The following is a 17,012-nucleotide window of genomic DNA, read 5'->3' as shown; positions in this document are numbered from 1 at the left end:
TGGCGTCATACGCCCACATGTCAGGTTGCCCCAGCCTGAACGACTTGTCAGGTCAGGTATTCCAGCGCTTTTCCAAAGACTTCGGGGTCAGCGTTGCCGCCCGATGCCACCACGATCACTGCATCGCCTTCGATTTCTTCCGCGCGATACAGGGCCGAGGCAAGCGACACCGCCCCGCCTGGTTCCAGCACGATCTTGAGACGCAAAAATGCCTGCGCCATGGCGCGCAGCGCATCTTCCTCGGACACTGACAAGCCCGGACCGCACAGCCTATCCAGGATCGGAAAAGTGATTTGGCCCGGTTGCGGCGTTAGGATTGCATCGCAGATATTGCCCGATGCGGCGTTGTTGCTTTGGATATGCCCCGTGGCCAAAGACCGTTTGACGTCATCGAACCCCTGAGGTTCGCACGGGCGGGTCCGCAGCCACGGCGAGTGACCTTCCAATGCCAGCGCAATGCCCGAGGTCAACCCGCCGCCACCGCAACACACCAGAACGTCTGCCGTTTCGACGCCCATTTCGGCCGCCTGCCGCGCCAGTTCCAGCCCGACGGTGCCCTGACCTGCGATGACCAACGGTTCGTCGTAAGGTCGGATCAGGGTCAGGCCGCGTTGGGACGCCAACGCCTCGCCAATCTCTTCGCGGCTTTCGTTCGCGCGGTCGTACAAGACAACCTCACCCCCCAACGCGCGGGTGTTGTCAATTTTTAGCTGCGGTGCGTCAGAGGGCATGACGATGACCGACGAAATCCCGTGCTGTGCGGCCGCATAGGCCACGCCCTGCGCATGATTGCCCGAGGAATAGGCGATGACACCGCGCTGCCGGTCCGCATCACCAAGGGCCGATATGGCCGACCAGGCCCCGCGAAACTTAAAGCTGCCGGTATGTTGCAAACACTCGGGTTTCACCAGCACGCGGCGTCCCGCTATTTCATCCAGAAACGGCGATGTCAGAATCGGCGTCTCGCGAACATGCCCTTTGAGTCGCTCAGCGGCGGCCTCGATCATTTCAAGTGTGCTCATGCGGTGACCAGTACCTTGCGAATGAGTTCAATCGACTGTGGTTCGTCCAGAAATGGCGGGTGACCACGGTCGGGTAATTCTGCCGATATAAGATTGGGATGGCGATTGTGCATTTCAGTCAGCGTGTCTTTGCCCAGAACGTCCGAATTCTCGCCGCGCAGGACGCCTGTCGGAATGCCCTGCAGCGCGTCAAAGAGTGGCCACAGGTCGGGGGCAGGCCCAGCACCGGCCTGTTCCAAAAGCGCTGTGCGCAACGCAGGGTCATAGCTGAGTGTCAGTCCATCAGCCGTTTCATCGAACTGGACTTCCGCCTGCTGCCGCCAACGCTCAAGTGGCACACCGGGGAACTGAGGTTCCATGACGTGTTGCAGCGCGCGCGCCGCCAGGTCGTATGTTTTGGACACGGGCTGTTTGCCGACATATTCCATGATCTTGGTGATGCCCGATGGTTCCAGCACCGGACCGACGTCGTTCAGAACAACGCTCAACAACCGTTCGGGATGGCTGGCGGCTAACGCCATGGCAATCAGTCCCCCACGCGACGTGCCTATGACATTCACACGGTCCAAACCAAGATGGTCCAGCAACTCGATCGCGTCTCGAGATTCGCGAAGGACGTTATAGTTCATGAAGTCCGGGTCATGGTCCGAGCGTCCGCGACCGCGGTAATCCATCGCAATTACCCGCATGTCGCCCAGATGCGGCGTGAGGAACGAAAAATCCTTGCTGTTGCGGGTCAACCCAGCAAGGCAAAGGACAGGTGCACCAGAGCCGGTGTCCTCGAAAAAAAGACGCCTGTCATCTGACGAAGTGAAAAATGCCATTAAAGTCCAGCCAGTTGCGGAATCGTCGTCAGGTCGGACAGTACATGCGCAGGTTTCCATGGCAAGCGGTCCATCGGTTCCCCGGCGCGATTGACCCAGGCGGTTACAAAGCCATACCCGCTGGCACCGGCCGCGTCCCAGCCGTTTGAACTGACGAACAGCACCTCGTCGCGGGCACAGCGGAAACGCTCTGGCACAAGGTCGTAGACACGCGAGTCCGGCTTGAACACGCCGACGCTTTCCACCGACAACACATCGTCCAAAACCTCTCCGATACCCGCAGACTGGACCGCGCCATCCAGCATCGGTGGTGAGCCGTTCGACAAGATCGCTGTTTGCAATCCACCCGATTTCAATGCGCGCAGCATTTCCGGAACTTCCGGATAGGACTGCAATTCCCAGTAGAGATCCAGCAACCGCTGCCGCAGCTCTGCGTCGCCGTCCAGCTCAGTCGCCTCAAGCGCCCAGTCGAGGCCATCCTGCGTGACATCCCAGAAATCCGCGTGAGCATCCGTGACCGCGCGCAGCCAGGTGTACTGCAATTGTTTCAGGCGCCAATGATTGGCGAGTTCGGGCCATTTCTGTTGCAGTTTCTCAAAGCCCGGTTCCCCGGCTGCTTGCCGCGCGGCGGCGGCCACGTCAAACAGCGTTCCATACGCATCGAAAATGCAGGTTGTGATTGGCATCCGGTCCCCTCCTGATCGTCCGGCGCAGGTTTGCACAACAATAACGGGCATGAAAGAGGGTGGGGTTTACAATGTCGTGTGACCTCCTAGGCTTGGCCGCAAAACCCCAAAAGAGGCCGGAGACCAATATGACCGAAATCAAACAAGGCGACACGGTTCGCATCCATTACACAGGAACGCTGTTGGACGGAAACGTCTTTGACAGTTCCGAAGGACGTGACCCGCTGGAATTCGTCGTTGGCACGGGCCAGATTATCCCGGGTTTGGATTCGGCGATGCCGGGTTTGAACATTGGGGACAAGAAGCGGGTCGAGATCGCCTGCGTTGACGCCTATGGCCCGATTAACCCCTCAGCGCGCCAGCAAATCCCGCGCGAAGGCATTCCGGACGATATTCCGCTGAATCCCGGCACCCAATTGCAGATGCAAACACCGGACGGACAGGCCGTTCCGGTAACGGTGGTCGAGGCTGACGAAGCAACCGTCACGCTGGATGCCAACCACCCATTGGCCGGTCAGGATCTGATATTTGATATCGAGGTCGTTTCGATCAACTGACCCATGAAACGAGTCGGATCAGCCTGATATGAGGCTGATCCAGGCTTCAACGGTTTCCTGCATTTGCGGCTGTGTGAAAAACACAAACAACAAAAGGGTGGTCAGGGCCAATAACGCGACAATGCCGCGCGTGCCCAGAAATCCAGTTCTGCGGCGTGACCGGATGCTGCGAGTGTTGCTGCTAAGGATATGTTCGGCTTTGCTCATGCCGATATCCCTGCCCGTGAAAGATGGTGAAATCTTGGCACCGGCAGGGAAAGATCGAGTCACATGTGATCGGGCTGCGGCATGCCCAGAACATGGAAGCCGCCATCGACGCGAATGATCTCGCCCGAGGTGCATGCGCCCGCGTCTGAAGTGAGGTAAACGGCCGTGCCGCCAACAGCCTCGAGCGTTGCGTTCGAGCGCATAGGTGCGTTCTGATCGCAGAACTTGTAAGTCTTGCGGGCACCGCCGATTGCGGCACCTGCCAGCGTCTTCATCGGGCCGGGCGAGATCGCATTGACGCGAATGCCTTCCGGGCCCAGATCGTTGGCCAGATAGCGGGTCGCAGATTCCAGCGCGGCCTTGGCCACACCCATGACGTTATAGTTCGGCACAACCTTGTTCGATCCCTGATACGTCAGGGTCAGCAGCGTGCCGCCATTCTCTTGCATCAGGGGATAGGCGCGGCGCGCGACCTCGATGAAGGAATACGCCGACACGTCCAGCGAGTGCTTGAAGTTGGCACGCGTGGTGTTCAGAAAACGTCCCGTCAGTTCGGATTTGTCCGAATATGCGATCGCATGAACCACGAAGTCGATGGTGGGCCAGCGCGCGCCAAGCTCTTCGAATGCGCGATCCAGCGAGGCGTCATCCGTGACGTCCGCGTCCACCATGAAATCACTGCCCAGGCTTTGGGCCAACGGCTCAAGACGTTTACCGAACGCCTCGCCCTGATACGTGAATGCCAGTTCGGCACCGGCCTCATGCATGGCCTTGGCAATGCCCCACGCAATCGAGCGGTCATTGGCCACGCCCATGATCAGGCCGCGTTTACCTTTTAGAAGATCCGACATTACATTCACCCGTTATACTTCGACAGGATCATGGACCCGTTGGTGCCGCCAAAGCCGAAGCTGTTGGTCATCACACTGTCCAATCCTGCGTTTTCAACTACTTGAGTTGCAATTTCACCGGGCAAGATGCCTTCGGCAAGCGTGTCGACATTGATCGACGGCGTAATAAAATCATTGTCCAGCATCAGCAGGCAGAAGATCGTCTCAAGCGCGCCTGCCGCACCCTGTGCGTGTCCGGTCATCGACTTGGTCGATGAGATCGGGGGCACATTGCCTTCACCAAAGATGCGGCGCACGGCTTCAACTTCGCCAACGTCTCCAACCGGGGTCGAAGTGCCATGGGCGTTGATATAGCCGACTTTGCGCCCTTCGGGCATGGTCGACAGAGCCAGACGCATCGCGCGCTCGCCACCTTCACCGGACGGGGCCACCATGTCGTGGCCATCCGATGTGGCCGCATATCCGGTCACTTCGGCATAAATCTTTGCGCCACGGGCCAGCGCGTGCTCCAGATCCTCTAGAACGACCATCCCGCCGCCGCCCGAGATGACGAAGCCATCACGGTCCTGGTCAAACGCACGCGACGCTTTGTCCGGCGTGTCATTGTATTTCGATGACATCGCGCCCATTGCGTCGAACAGGCAGGACAGTGTCCAGTCCAGCTCTTCTCCGCCGCCAGCGAACATGACGTCCTGCTTGCCCAGCATGATCTGTTCGGCTGCGTTGCCGATGCAATGCAGCGAGGTCGAGCAAGCCGATGTGATCGAGTAGTTGATGCCCTTGATCTTGAACGCGGTCGCAAGGTTGGCCGAGATCGTCGAACACATGCATTTTGGCACGGCGAAGGGGCCGATACGCTTGGTCGCACCGGTTTTTAGAACAGTCTGATGCGCCGTCAGCATTGCGCTGGTCGACGGACCACCGGACCCGGCCACCAATCCGGTGCGCGGGTTCACGACCTGGTCTTCTGTCAGGCCCGCGTCGGCGATTGCCTGGTTCATGGCGATATGTGCGTATGCTGCACCGGGACCCATGAAGCGAAGGGTACGCTTGTCTACATGCTCAGCCGGATCAATCTTGAGCGTTCCGGCGATTTGGCTGCGAAAGCCGTGTTCGACCATCTGCTCGTTGGCCTCGATGCCGGACTTTCCGGCCTTGAGAGAGGCCATTACTTCCTGGGCATTGTTCCCGATGGAGGACACGACCCCCAAACCGGTGACAACTACTCGACGCATGTGCGTGCTCCTTATTTCGGGCCAGTCAGGCTCAGGCTTCGGACAGAACGACTTTCATGTCTTTGACATCATAGATCATTTCACCGTCCGCTTCGACGATACCATCTGCCACACCCATGGTCAGACGGCGGGTCTGGATCGCTTTTTTGAAGTCGATCTTGTAGGTCAGCATCTTGCGGTCAGGGCGGACCATGCCGGTCAGCTTGACCTCGCCGACGCCTACGGCCATGCCGCGTCCCTGCCAGCCACGCCAGCCCAGGTTGAAACCGGTCAACTGCCATAGGCCGTCCAGTCCCAGACAACCGGGCATGATCGGGTTGCCGGGGAAGTGGCAATCAAAGAACCACAGGTCAGGGGTGACGTCGAATTCGGCCAATATGTGGCCTTTGCCATGCGCGCCACCATCGGCCGAGACGTCGGTGATCCGATCCATCATCAGCATCGGAGGTGCAGGCAATTGCGCATTACCGGGGCCGAATAATTCGCCACGGGCGCATTTCAGCAGATCGTCCTTGTCAAAGCTGCTCGGGAATTGGGCCATTCTGCCGCCTCTCCTGCCAGGGGTCCGTTCGTTATATCTGGCCTCGTCTAGCACCCGTATGCAAGGTCCTGCAAGAGCAGCACGTCACATCCTGTTGTGCAGACGGCATTCTTTGCGAATGAATTTCATTTGAAATTACCCGAACACAGCACCTATATATGGTTCAGCAACAATTGGGTTTCGGATTGATGACACCTCAGAGCCAGAACAGAGCCACAGATTGGTTGGTTGACGCGGGGCTACGCCCAACGCGCCAGCGTGTCGCTTTGGCCGAGCTTTTAGTCGGCGATGGTCGCCATCGGCATGTCACTGCCGAAAGCCTGTTTGACGCGGCCAAAAAGAATGGGGACGCCGTATCTCTGGCAACGGTCTACAACACGCTGCGCGCGTTTTGTGAGGCTGGAGTTCTGCAGGAGATCACGGTTGATGGTTCGAAAAGCTATTTTGATACCAATACCCACGATCATCCGCACTTTTTCTGGGAAGACGAAAGCCGCCTGAGTGATGCGCCGTCGGACCAGTTGGTGATTCAACGCCTGCCCGAAGCGCCCGAGGGCGTTGAGATCGCGTCGGTCGATGTGGTGATCCGTCTGCGGAAAAAATAACTCAGACTAAAAACTCCATCAGAATCTGTTCGGCCTGCGCAATGTGCGGCTCTGTAGGGCCCGTGCCGTGGCGCGCCAGAACCACAGGTTCGGCAGCGATGTCATCCAGGATTCGACGGCTGACAAGGGGCATTCCGTCATAGCTGAGGTCCGAGGGTGAGGTGGCATAGCTGATCGCAACCCCCTCATGATGAGCGGCAAGACTGCGCTGGATTTCCAGTGTTGCCGCCCGGTGTGCCACTGAAGGTCGCAATCCGATCTGCCGAAACAGCCCAAGCACGTGCTGTGATGAGAGGCCTTCGTTTGACAGGATCAGCGGATGGGCGGCCAGCTCGCTCAGCGAAACAGACGGCGCGCGCACCAATGGGTGGTCCGGGGCCATGATGGCGTTTGGCCTGATGGGGAAAAGGGTCTGCTGTTGAAATCCGGCATCCATGCTCAGGCCGTAAGTCAGCGCCAAATCTATGCGCCCGTCGATCAGGTCGGTTATCAGCCCTTCGAACCCGTCCACCTTGTACGAAATGGTCAAATCCGGCAGTGCCATGCGCAGTGGGCGCAGCGCCTTGGCCAGCAAAAACGGGGCCAAATCCACGAAACACCCCAATCGCAACTGTGCCCTGGTTGCACTGACTTGATCCGCTTTCTCAAGCCGGGCCGCATTGGTCAGCAAGTTTTCCGCGTCTTCGATAAATCTGCGTCCTTGCGGGGTCAGCGCCAGCGCGGCCCCGCGTTTTCGCGAAAATAACGGATGGCCAAGATGCGATTCGACGCGCGTCAGAGCGGTGGACAGCGCCGGTTGTGAGACATTCAGCTGTTGCGCCGCGGCAGACAAGCTGCCGAAGCGGCCGATAGCACAGACATATTCGTATTGGCGAAGTGAAATATATAACATGAAATTAAATCTACCTTAGAAAGATATTATTTGAACAGAGGGGTCATCCATGTGCAGATCGTCGTACCACCGGCACGGAGACAGACATGACGCACCCCTTGGTTACTCACGAAATGATCGACACCTATCAACGGGACGGCGTGGTCCTGATCAAAGGGCTATTTGCCGATCACGTTGAGGCCCTGCGCGAAGGGGTGGCAGTGAATATGGCGGATCCCGGACCTTATGCATCCGAGAACAAGAAAAAAGGCCAGACGGGTCGGTTTTTCGACGATTATTGCAATTGGTCGCGCATTGAACAATTTCAGACGGTCATTCGCGAATCCCCGGCGGCAGAAGTCGCGGCAGATTTGATGCAGTCGGATACAGTGCAGATGTTTCACGACCACGTTTTGGTCAAAGAGCCCGGAACCTCGATGGCGACGCCGTGGCATCAGGATGGGCCCTATTACTTCGTTGAAGGGCAGCAAACGATCAGCTTTTGGTCGCCGCTTGATCCGGTCACGCAAGCCACACTGCGCTGTGTGGCAGGCTCGCATCGGTGGGAGAAAGAGGTCCTGCCGACCCGCTGGGTTTCGGAAGATGGGTTCTTTCCCGACGAAGGCCAGTACATCCCGGCTCCGGACCCTGATGCCGAAGGGATGCGGGTTGTCGAGTTCGAGATGGAGCCGGGCGACGCGGTTGCCTTCAACTACCGAACGCTTCACGGCGCGCGGGGCAACAACTCTGATAGCCGGCGCCGCGCGTTTTCACTGCGTCTGGTTGGTGACGATGCGCGATATGTCGAGCGGCCGGGCCGGACCTCACCGCCGTTTCCGGGGCATGACATGATTCCGGGCCAGCGCTTGCGCGAGGATTGGTTTCCGATGTTGCTGCGGCGGTGATCAGACACCAGATGGGACAATGATGCGCGTCAGAACCACTGGCCCGTTTCGATCAACCCCATCTCAAGCAACTGATTTGACGCCCATTCGAACGGGATCGAATTGCGCCAGCGGAATGTCGGAATGTCGAAAGTCGATCCTGCGTTGGTTTTCAGGGCTTTGGCCGCCCGGAACGAGCACACCGCAGCCGTTAGGTTGTGGTGCCACGGGCAGGAATACGTGTTGTATTCTTCGTCGTTAAACGTGTGATCCGGTCGCAATGACAATCCTTGTTTGGATTTGAACAAGGCAATCCGATCAATTCGGCGGCTTTGTGCGGGAACGTGTTCTTCGAACCGCCATCGCAAACCACCAGACATATCCAGCTGTCGCTCCTTCGGGTGCTTTATTGAATCCAGTCGCGCCTGGGCAAAATACCCGGTGCGATCCATCATTGCGTGTTCAGGTGCCACGCCGTTCGGGAATTCGTTGAGATCCTCGGCATAAAGATCGACAACATGGCTCAGCATCGAGTCGCGGCGTTCTTCGGTGTGAAATGCCAGCATTTCACCGACTGTGCGCGTCTCGCAAAAGGGAAAAAAGAGGTACTCGGCGTTGAAGCAGTAATACATCCACAAACTTGGCGCCGCCTGAATGATCTTGTTGATCGTCTCAAACACGACGGTGCGGGGGACGCAGCTGAGAGAGACGCGGTGAACTCGGTCCTCAAGTTCGGGGTCCAGCGCAAATTCCTGCGGCATGAACACGATCAGGGACTTGAAGCCCAGATTCAGATGGTGACGGATGGTGCTATCAGTTTCGACGTCATCTTCGACAAAAACCAACGCGAGGGGTCCCTTTGCCAAAGCGGCCTTGCCCGTTTGCAAGAAAGAGTCGAGAGATTCGTATTGCATTGCCTGTCCGCTGCCGCCTTGCTGGAGTTTCGGGTCAAAATCGGGTAATCGCGTCGCCATTGCAAGCGGCGTTCGTAGGGTATAGACGACGCCGATCCCGCGAATGCAAAGGCCGTTTTCATGTCAGAACCCAAAAAGCTGTACATCAAGACCTATGGTTGCCAGATGAATGTGTACGACAGCGAGCGTATGGCGGAAACGCTGGGCGGTCAGGGTTACGTGGAAACCAAAAGTCCCGATGATGCGGATATGATCCTGCTGAACACCTGCCATATTCGGGAAAAAGCCGCGGAAAAAATCTATTCCGAACTTGGCCGGTTCAAAGGTTTGAAGACCGAAAAGCCCGACCTCAAGATCGGCGTTGCGGGATGTGTTGCACAGGCGGAAGGCGAAGAGATTATGCGCCGCCAGCCAATTGTTGACCTTGTTGTCGGCCCGCAAAGCTATCACCGCCTGCCCGAGATGGAGGCGAAGACGCGCACCGGTGCCAAGGCGCTGGACACGGAATTCCCCGAAGAAGACAAATTCGAAAAACTTAAAAACCGTCCCAAGGCAAAACGCGGACCGACCGCATTTCTAACGGTGCAGGAAGGCTGCGACAAATTCTGTGCCTTCTGTGTGGTTCCATATACACGGGGGGCCGAAGTCAGCCGTCCCGCCGATCGTATCCTGCGCGAGGCGAACGATCTGGTCGAACGCGGGGTGCGCGAAATCACTCTGCTGGGGCAGAACGTCAACGCCTATCACGGCGCTGGTCCGAATGGGGACATGACGCTGGCCGGTCTGATCTGGGAGCTGAACAAGGTCGACGGGCTAGAGCGGATCCGGTTCACCACTTCACACCCCAACGACATGGCCGATGACCTGATCGAGGCGCACGGGACGTGCGACAAGCTGATGCCTTATCTGCATCTGCCAGTTCAGTCGGGTTCGGATCGTATCCTCAAGCGAATGAACCGCAGCCACACAGCCGAAAGCTATCTGCGCCTGATCGAGCGTATACGCGCCGCGCGTCCGGATATCGTGATGTCCGGCGATTTTATCGTTGGCTTCCCTGAAGAGACCGAAGAGGATTTTCAGGCCACCATGGATTTGGTGGAAGAGGTCAAATACGGATATGCGTATTCGTTCAAATACTCGACCCGCCCCGGAACACCGGCGGCTGAGCGGTCTCAGGTTGATCCTAAGGCTGCGGACGACCGTCTGCAGCGGCTTCAGGCGCTGATTACCCGTCACCAGCGCGAGATTCAGGACGCGATGGTTGGCCGGGACGTCAAAGTGCTGTTTGAAAAACCGGGCCGTCTGCCAGGTCAGATGGTCGGAAAATCCGAGTATCTTCATTCGGTTCACGTGTCTGACGCTGATGTTGCGGTGGGCGAATTGCGCGATGTCCGGATTATGTCCTCGGGCGCAAATTCATTGGCGGGTGCGTTGCGGTAACGTGTCCGTTATTTGGATTTTGGAAACCATACGGTTTTGTTAATTCCAAATTTACCCTTGATTTATTACTCGGAATTATGTTCCGAGAAAAATCAGGTTGCTTAAGGGGCGAGTGTTTTGTGCCTTTGGGAAACCTCATCTCTTGCCGGCGGGAAGAGCAGGTCGGTGAATGGAAAGGGTACGAGTGAAGACTTTGAAACGTTTATCAGGGCGGCTGTTGAAATCCGCCCTTACCACCGCGATCGCTGTTTCGGTGCTTCCCGGTGTGACCGCTGCAGGCAATCTGGATCAAGGTCTTTCTGACCCTCCCGTCGTCAACCCAAAACGGTTCGGCAGTGACGTCAGCGCCTTTTACCTGGGTGCTACGGGCGCGTACGCTTTCGGGGGCGACGATCGATTTGGGCTGACGGGCCCCGGCGGAACCTCGGAAGTTGGCGACCTGGACCTGAGCGGTTCGCTGGGTGGCGTGCGTGCCGGGTGGCGCGGCGTTTTGCCTGCGCGCGGCGGGCGCGACTATGTTTACGGATTTGAGCTTGGGTATGAGTTTGGCTCGCTTAGCGATGACGCCTCCAACCAGATCAACGGCCAGACGGTCACGGGCGGGTCCGAAATATCGGACGTGTTCTCGATTCGGCTGCGCAATGGCCTGACCAACAAAAGCGGTACAGTGTTGTATTTTGTGTCGGCTGGATATGTGAATGGCGACATCAACACAACAAGCAGACAGGCCGTCCAGGGGGGGTCTCAATTCTTCGAAAGTGGCGGCCGACGCAGCGGCTTTACCGCCAGCATCGGAGCCGAACATAACCTGACCGAACACTGGTCGATCACTGGTGAATTCGAATACGTTCAGTTCAGCGCTGAAAACGTGGATTTCGGCAATGGAACCTCAACCAGATCGACACCGAAATATCGCGGTCTGAAGCTGGGTTTGAACTATCGGTTCTGACACGCTGACTAAAACAGCGGCGCCAGCAGGTGCCGCTCACGGACCAGGCGCATTGGCGGTTTTGCCATTTGGGCGGAAAAAATGAAACTGTGGCTTGCGCCCACCAAGACTTCCTGTCTACGCTCAAGGTGAAACGCCAAGACAGGAGAGCGGATTGGCCATCGGTGCCCTAAACCCACCGCAAGATGAAATGCCTCAGCGCGAAGCGTTTGTTGAGTTTCCAGACAACCGATTATTAATTGACCTGTGCGGGGAATATGACCGCAATCTGACAGATATTGAGCAAAAGCTCTCAGTTCAGATCGTGCGCCGCGGGAATCAGCTGGCCGTGATGGGTGACGAAGACGCCCAGAAGCAGGCCATCGAGGTTTTGCAGGCGCTATACACGCGCTTGGAAGGCGGACGTGACGTCGAAGCGGCCGATGTGGACCGCGAGCTGCGTATGGGTGGCTCAGAGACGGGAACCGGCAGCCGCGACGGTGACCAGCTCGAGATGTTCAGAGGCGGTACGGTCGAAATCAAGACGCGCAAAAAACTGGTCGAGCCGCGCACGGATGCGCAAAAGGCATACGTCCAGTCCTTGTTCAACAATGAGCTGGCCTTCGGAATTGGCCCCGCGGGTACAGGTAAGACCTACCTTGCCGTCGCCGCTGGCGTGTCGATGTTTATCGGCGGCCATGTAGATCGGATCATTCTCAGCCGCCCTGCAGTCGAAGCCGGTGAAAAGCTGGGCTATCTGCCCGGTGACATGAAGGACAAGGTCGATCCTTACATGCAACCGCTGTACGACGCTTTGAATGACTTTCTGCCGGGCAAACAACTGGCCAAGCTGATCGAAGAAAAGCGAATCGAAATTGCGCCGTTGGCCTTCATGCGGGGGCGCACGCTGGCGAATGCGTTTGTTGTGCTGGATGAGGCTCAAAACGCCACGACGATGCAGATGAAAATGTTCCTGACGCGTCTGGGTGAAGGAAGCCGAATGGTGATCACCGGTGACCGCTCTCAGGTTGACCTGCCGCGCGGTGTTCAGTCAGGGCTGGCCGATGCCGAGCGTTTGTTGAATACGATACCAAACATCAGCTTCAACTACTTCACGTCCAAGGATGTTGTGCGCCACCCGCTTGTGGCCGCCATTATCGAAGCGTATGAGGCCGACTCGGGCCGCGAGAAAGCATAGTCGTCCCGATTGCGGCCACAGGGCTTTGGACACGGTGAGATGAACCTGGAAGTGACGATCGAAGATGCGCGCTGGCAACAGCTTGAACCGTTGGCCGCGCGCGCGTTAATGGCTGTTTTGGACTTTTGCGATATGGACGCCGAGCTGTGCGAAGTCAGCTTGCTGGCCTGCGATGATGCGCGAATTGCTGACCTGAACGCGGAATTTAGGGAAAAGCCCACTCCGACCAATGTGCTGAGTTGGCCAGCCGAAGATCTGGCCGCTGATGAAGCGGGGCAGAGACCTGCCCGTCCGACGCCAGACTTCACGGGCGAAATCGCGCTGGGCGACATTGCGATCTCTTTCGACACCTGCGCACGCGAAGCAGCCGACGCCAGCAAAACTATGGACGATCACGTCACGCATCTGATCATTCACGGAGTGTTGCACTTGCTGGGCTATGACCACATCCGTGACCCCGACGCCACTTTGATGGAAGGGGTCGAGGTCGAGATACTTGGCAAAATGGGTATAGATGACCCATATAGTATGTAATAGTGGCCGCATTGGCCGATCATTTGGAACAGGATTATGGGCGATACAGACGGCAGTTCTATGGCGGCGCAGAGCGCGCAACCGAAGGACAGCGGTGAACATGCCAGCAAAAATGCTGGCTTCTTTTCTCGAATAGTGGACGCGTTCTCGCCGCAGAGCGACGAAGAGGTCAGCGCGACCAATGGACATGAGGTCGACATGGTTCAGCCTCGCGGCATGATCAACCTGCGACGAATGCGGGTCGAAGATGTGGCTATCCCCACCGCGGAAATCGTGTCCGTGCCCTCGACAATCAGCAAGGATGAGCTGGCCCAGGTTTTCCGCGACAGCGGCCTGTCCCGTATTCCCGTCTACGAGGGAACGCTTGATACGCCTTTGGGGTTTGTACACCTGAAGGATTTTGCGCTTACGCACGGATTTAATGGCACGGGTTCAGAGTTTGATCTGGTCTCGATGCTGCGCACTTTGCTGTTTGTGCCGCCATCGATGCCGATTGGCGTGTTGTTGACGAAGATGCAGACCGAACGCCGCCATATGGCGCTGGTGATTGACGAATACGGCGGTGTTGATGGTCTGGTGTCGATCGAGGATCTGATCGAACAGGTGGTCGGTGAGATTGCAGATGAGCACGATGCCGACGAAGGCCAGCTTTGGATACAGGAAAAGCCCGGCTACTATGTCGTGCAAGCCCGCGTTCCGTTGGAAGAGTTCGAGGCTGAGATCGGGCGATCTCTGACAAGTCACGAAGACGTAGACGAGGAAGAGATCGACACGTTGGGTGGATTGGTCTTCATGCTGTCAGGTCGCGTCCCAGCACGGGGCGAGGTCGTGTTGCATCCCGAAGGTCCCGAGTTCGAGGTGATCGACGCCGACCCGCGCCGGATCAAGCGTCTGCGTGTCATGTTGCCGGATCGCGTTGAATGAACCCTGCGCAGGGCTGGCCGTTTTGGTTGCGGTTAATATCCGCAGCTCTGCTGGGCGCGGTCGCGGCTTTTGGGCTTGCTCCGTTCGGTATTTGGCCGGCAACAGTGATCGCATTGGTCCTGCTGTCGCCTCTGTTTCTTACGACTGAGACGCGGGCGAGGGCGGCGTGGTTGGGCTGGGCCTTTGCGACTGGGTATTTTGCGCATGCGCTCAGTTGGATTGTCGAGCCGTTCCTTGTTGATGTCCAGCGTCACGGATGGATGGCGCCTTTTGCCCTGACATTCATGGCAGGCGGCCTCGCGCTGTTTTGGGCGCTTGCTTTTTGGCTGGTGCGACGCCCTGACGGCAATCGCGTATCACAGGCCGTGTTTCTGGCGATTTCAATCTCGCTGCTGGAATTTGCCCGAGGGTATGTCCTGACGGGGTTTCCCTGGGCGGGACTGGCGCAGGTCTGGGTGGACACACAGGTCGCGCAGCTTTTGTCTCTGTTCGGGCCATATGGGCTGGGCGCGGTGACTTTGCTAGCGACTTTGCCGTTTGGGGCCGCGCTGTCGCAGCGCAACGGCTACGTGGTGCCGTTAGGCCTGACCGTTGGAGCCGCGTGTTTCACATTGATTTATGCCGCGTCGCGCCCGGCTGTTACGGACACTGACAATGTTGTTCGCCTCATTCAACCAAATGCGCCCCAGCATCAGAAATGGGATCCGGACTACGCTCCGTTGTTTTTTGCCCGTCAACTAGAGTTCACAGCGGCGGCCCCGCGACCCGATCTGATTGTCTGGCCGGAAACCTCGGTTCCTGCATGGCTGGGCAGTGCGCAGCCTTATCTGACTGCAATCGCCGATGCCGCGCAGGGGACGCCCGTATTTCTGGGAATTCAGAGAGGGGACGGCCCGCGCATTTACAATTCGATGATCTATCTGGATGAAGATGGCCGGCAGCAGGGGCTTTATGACAAGCATCACCTGGCGCCCTTTGGGGAATATGTGCCTTTTGGCGACATCTTGGCCCAGTTCGGAGTTTACGGAATGGCTGCCACTACTGGCAATGGCTTTAGTGCCGGACCGGGTGCTTCGCTGATGGACGCTGGCAAGCTGGGGAAAGCCCTGCCACTTATTTGCTATGAGGCAGTCTTTACTCAGGACGTCTTGTCTGCACCGGGTCGCGCCGATATTCTTTTGCAGATCACCAACGACGCGTGGTTCGGCACCCGATCCGGACCGTATCAGCACCTGGCACAAGCTCAGATGCGCGCCATCGAGCAGGGGTTGCCGATGATGCGGTCGGCCAATACCGGAGTTTCAGCGATGATTGACCCGCTGGGCCGGGTTACGGAGGCATTGCCGTTGGGGCAGGCCGGTTTTGTCGATGCGACATTGCCTAAGGCGCTGTCCTCGACTGTGTATTCACGAATAGGTGACGCACCGGTCTTGATTGTGTTGCTGGCGCTTTTTGCGCTGCTTTCGCGCAACGCCAGAAGGCAACTACCGTAATTTCGGATTGACGCTGTGTTTCATGGTGCGTATCCCCTTGCATGCTCATCACAACGGCTTCCTGGCGTGATGGGAAAACCTTAATGGAGCACTTTCATGTCCCGACAGAACTACACATTTACTTCGGAATCCGTTTCCGAAGGGCACCCGGATAAGGTTTGTGACCGGATTTCTGATGCCGTGCTTGACGCATTTCTGAATGAAGAACCCGAAGCGCGCGTGGCGTGCGAAACCTTTGCTACGACCGACAGGGTCGTCATCGGTGGCGAAGTAGGTCTGTCTGATCAGGAAAAGCTGCACGATTACATGGGCCGCATCGACGAGATTGCGCGCGCCTGTATCAAAGACATCGGATACGAGCAGGACAAGTTCCACCACGAAACCGTCGAGGTGACGAACCTGCTGCACGAACAGTCCGCGCATATCGCTCAAGGCGTGGATGCAGCTGCAGACAAGGATGAAGGTGCGGGTGACCAGGGCATCATGTTCGGTTATGCGACCACGGAAACGCCTGCGCTGATGCCGGCACCGATCCAGTATTCACACGCGATCCTGCGCCGCCTTGCCGAAGTGCGCAAGAATGGCAGCGAACCCGCGCTGGGTCCTGACGCAAAATCGCAGTTGTCGGTCGTTTACCGTGACGGAAAGCCAGTCGGTGTCAGCTCGATCGTGTTGTCGACACAACACCTGGACGAAGCGCTGAGCTCGGCCGACATCCGCGCGATTGTCGAACCTTACATTCGTGAATCACTGCCCGAAGGGTGGTTGAGCAACGAAACTGAGTGGCACGTGAACCCCACGGGCAAATTCGTGATCGGTGGCCCGGATGGTGACGCAGGTCTGACTGGGCGCAAGATCATCGTAGACACCTATGGTGGCGCAGCCCCGCACGGCGGTGGCGCGTTCTCGGGCAAGGATCCGACAAAGGTAGACCGCTCGGCTGCGTATGCTGCGCGTTATCTTGCCAAGAACGTTGTGGCCGCCGGAATGGCAGAACGCTGCACGATCCAGCTGAGCTATGCGATTGGTGTGTCCAAGCCACTGTCGATCTATGCCGACACTCACGGCACTGGTGAAATCCCGGACGCAGAAATCGAAAAGGCTGTTGGTCAGGTCATGGATCTGACCCCGCGCGGCATCCGGCAGCACCTGCAGATGAACAAGCCTATCTATCAGCGCACGGCGGCCTATGGTCACTTCGGGCGTGAACCCGAAGCCGACGGTGGCTTTAGCTGGGAGCGGACGAATCTGGTCGACGCGTTGCAATCAACGGTTTAAGATACGACCGTTATCCCAGA

General features: G+C 57.7%; 19 protein-coding genes and 1 riboswitch. Of the genes, 10 read left to right on the top strand and 9 right to left on the bottom strand.

Translation table 11 applies throughout. From position 1 onward, the window contains the following. Positions 1 to 47 precede the first annotated feature (47 nt). Genes DS906_RS19020 through DS906_RS19010 form a run of 3 tightly spaced genes read right to left on the bottom strand, consistent with a single transcriptional unit; the run spans position 48 to position 2,532 of the window. Entirely contained in the window at positions 48 to 1,022 is a 975-nt protein-coding gene (locus DS906_RS19020) for a threonine/serine dehydratase (RefSeq protein ID WP_113791643.1), read from the bottom strand. Next, positions 1,019 to 1,846 carry an alpha/beta fold hydrolase gene (locus tag DS906_RS19015; RefSeq protein ID WP_113791642.1) on the bottom strand — a complete coding sequence of 276 codons (828 nt, stop codon included), beginning with the start codon at positions 1,844 to 1,846 and terminating at the stop codon, positions 1,019 to 1,021. The genes DS906_RS19020 and DS906_RS19015 overlap by 4 nt, the downstream gene beginning before the upstream one ends. Beyond that, positions 1,846 to 2,532: a haloacid dehalogenase type II gene (locus DS906_RS19010; RefSeq protein WP_113791641.1), complete on the bottom strand. Its 687-nt coding sequence runs from the start codon at positions 2,530 to 2,532 to the stop codon at positions 1,846 to 1,848. Before DS906_RS19010 ends, DS906_RS19015 begins: the two co-directional genes overlap by 1 nt. A 128-nt stretch (positions 2,533 to 2,660) precedes the next feature. Between DS906_RS19010 and DS906_RS19005 the strand changes: the two genes are divergently transcribed. Then, the gene (locus tag DS906_RS19005) at positions 2,661 to 3,089 is read left to right on the top strand and encodes a peptidylprolyl isomerase (RefSeq protein WP_113791640.1); all 429 of its coding nucleotides are present in this window, start codon (positions 2,661 to 2,663) and stop codon (positions 3,087 to 3,089) included. An 18-nt stretch (positions 3,090 to 3,107) separates the two neighbouring features. Here DS906_RS19005 and DS906_RS19000 read toward each other — a convergent pair whose 3' ends face one another. The 4 genes from DS906_RS19000 to fabA are packed head-to-tail and all read right to left on the bottom strand — an operon-like array spanning position 3,108 to position 5,923. Beyond that, entirely contained in the window at positions 3,108 to 3,296 is a 189-nt protein-coding gene (locus DS906_RS19000) for a hypothetical protein (RefSeq protein WP_113791639.1), read from the bottom strand. A gap of 59 nt (positions 3,297 to 3,355) precedes the next feature. Continuing rightward, positions 3,356 to 4,147, bottom strand: a complete 792-nt coding sequence (locus DS906_RS18995; protein ID WP_108860946.1) for an enoyl-ACP reductase — start codon at positions 4,145 to 4,147, stop codon at positions 3,356 to 3,358. 5 nt (positions 4,148 to 4,152) lie between these two features. Then, positions 4,153 to 5,382 (bottom strand): beta-ketoacyl-ACP synthase I, encoded by a 1,230-nt coding sequence (fabB, locus tag DS906_RS18990; protein WP_113791638.1) that lies wholly within the window; start codon positions 5,380 to 5,382, stop codon positions 4,153 to 4,155. Positions 5,383 to 5,413: 31 nt separating this feature from the next. After that, positions 5,414 to 5,923 carry a bifunctional 3-hydroxydecanoyl-ACP dehydratase/trans-2-decenoyl-ACP isomerase gene (gene fabA / locus DS906_RS18985; protein WP_113791637.1) on the bottom strand — a complete coding sequence of 170 codons (510 nt, stop codon included), beginning with the start codon at positions 5,921 to 5,923 and terminating at the stop codon, positions 5,414 to 5,416. Between the two features lie 188 nt (positions 5,924 to 6,111). Here fabA and irrA point away from each other — a divergent pair, with 188 nt between their 5' ends. Then, positions 6,112 to 6,528 carry an iron response transcriptional regulator IrrA gene (gene irrA / locus DS906_RS18980; protein WP_113791853.1) on the top strand — a complete coding sequence of 139 codons (417 nt, stop codon included), beginning with the start codon at positions 6,112 to 6,114 and terminating at the stop codon, positions 6,526 to 6,528. Between the two features lies 1 nt (position 6,529). On the opposite strand, the gene DS906_RS18975 is transcribed toward irrA, so the two are convergent. Beyond that, positions 6,530 to 7,420 (bottom strand): LysR family transcriptional regulator, encoded by an 891-nt coding sequence (locus DS906_RS18975; RefSeq protein WP_113791636.1) that lies wholly within the window; start codon positions 7,418 to 7,420, stop codon positions 6,530 to 6,532. 86 nt (positions 7,421 to 7,506) lie between these two features. On the opposite strand from DS906_RS18975, the gene DS906_RS18970 reads away from it, so the two are divergent. Beyond that, positions 7,507 to 8,304 carry a phytanoyl-CoA dioxygenase family protein gene (locus DS906_RS18970; RefSeq protein ID WP_113791635.1) on the top strand — a complete coding sequence of 266 codons (798 nt, stop codon included), beginning with the start codon at positions 7,507 to 7,509 and terminating at the stop codon, positions 8,302 to 8,304. A gap of 29 nt (positions 8,305 to 8,333) precedes the next feature. Here the strand turns inward: DS906_RS18970 and DS906_RS18965 are convergent, their stop codons facing one another. Further along, a complete protein-coding gene (locus DS906_RS18965) occupies positions 8,334 to 9,257 on the bottom strand; it encodes a hypothetical protein (RefSeq protein WP_369935355.1) in 924 nt (307 codons plus the stop codon). A 60-nt stretch (positions 9,258 to 9,317) separates the two neighbouring features. On the opposite strand from DS906_RS18965, the gene miaB reads away from it, so the two are divergent. From miaB to metK, 7 genes are all read left to right on the top strand, one after another. Continuing rightward, on the top strand, positions 9,318 to 10,637 hold the full coding sequence (gene miaB, locus DS906_RS18960) for a tRNA (N6-isopentenyl adenosine(37)-C2)-methylthiotransferase MiaB (RefSeq protein WP_113791633.1): 1,320 nt from the start codon (positions 9,318 to 9,320) through the stop codon (positions 10,635 to 10,637). A gap of 193 nt (positions 10,638 to 10,830) precedes the next feature. Beyond that, on the top strand, positions 10,831 to 11,586 hold the full coding sequence (locus DS906_RS18955; protein ID WP_233494845.1) for an outer membrane protein: 756 nt from the start codon (positions 10,831 to 10,833) through the stop codon (positions 11,584 to 11,586). 154 nt (positions 11,587 to 11,740) lie between these two features. Then, complete coding sequence (locus DS906_RS18950) at positions 11,741 to 12,763, top strand: PhoH family protein (protein WP_108860953.1); 1,023 nt, start codon at positions 11,741 to 11,743, stop codon at positions 12,761 to 12,763. Positions 12,764 to 12,802: 39 nt separating this feature from the next. Further along, positions 12,803 to 13,297, top strand: a complete 495-nt coding sequence (gene ybeY, locus DS906_RS18945) for an rRNA maturation RNase YbeY (protein WP_113791631.1) — start codon at positions 12,803 to 12,805, stop codon at positions 13,295 to 13,297. A gap of 36 nt (positions 13,298 to 13,333) precedes the next feature. Next, on the top strand, positions 13,334 to 14,221 hold the full coding sequence (locus DS906_RS18940; RefSeq protein WP_113791630.1) for a hemolysin family protein: 888 nt from the start codon (positions 13,334 to 13,336) through the stop codon (positions 14,219 to 14,221). Beyond that, complete coding sequence (gene lnt / locus DS906_RS18935) at positions 14,218 to 15,714, top strand: apolipoprotein N-acyltransferase (RefSeq protein ID WP_113791629.1); 1,497 nt, start codon at positions 14,218 to 14,220, stop codon at positions 15,712 to 15,714. Before DS906_RS18940 ends, lnt begins: the two co-directional genes overlap by 4 nt. Positions 15,715 to 15,756: 42 nt before the next feature. Then, a riboswitch (SAM-SAH riboswitch) is annotated at positions 15,757 to 15,805 on the top strand. Positions 15,806 to 15,810: 5 nt separating this feature from the next. Then, the gene (metK, locus tag DS906_RS18930; protein ID WP_113791628.1) at positions 15,811 to 16,992 is read left to right on the top strand and encodes a methionine adenosyltransferase; all 1,182 of its coding nucleotides are present in this window, start codon (positions 15,811 to 15,813) and stop codon (positions 16,990 to 16,992) included. Positions 16,993 to 17,012 lie beyond the last annotated feature (20 nt).

It is taken from the genome of Ruegeria sp. A3M17, assembly GCF_003318255.1.
Lineage (GTDB): Bacteria > Pseudomonadota > Alphaproteobacteria > Rhodobacterales > Rhodobacteraceae > Ruegeria.
This window is presented reverse-complemented; position numbering and strand designations above follow the sequence as displayed.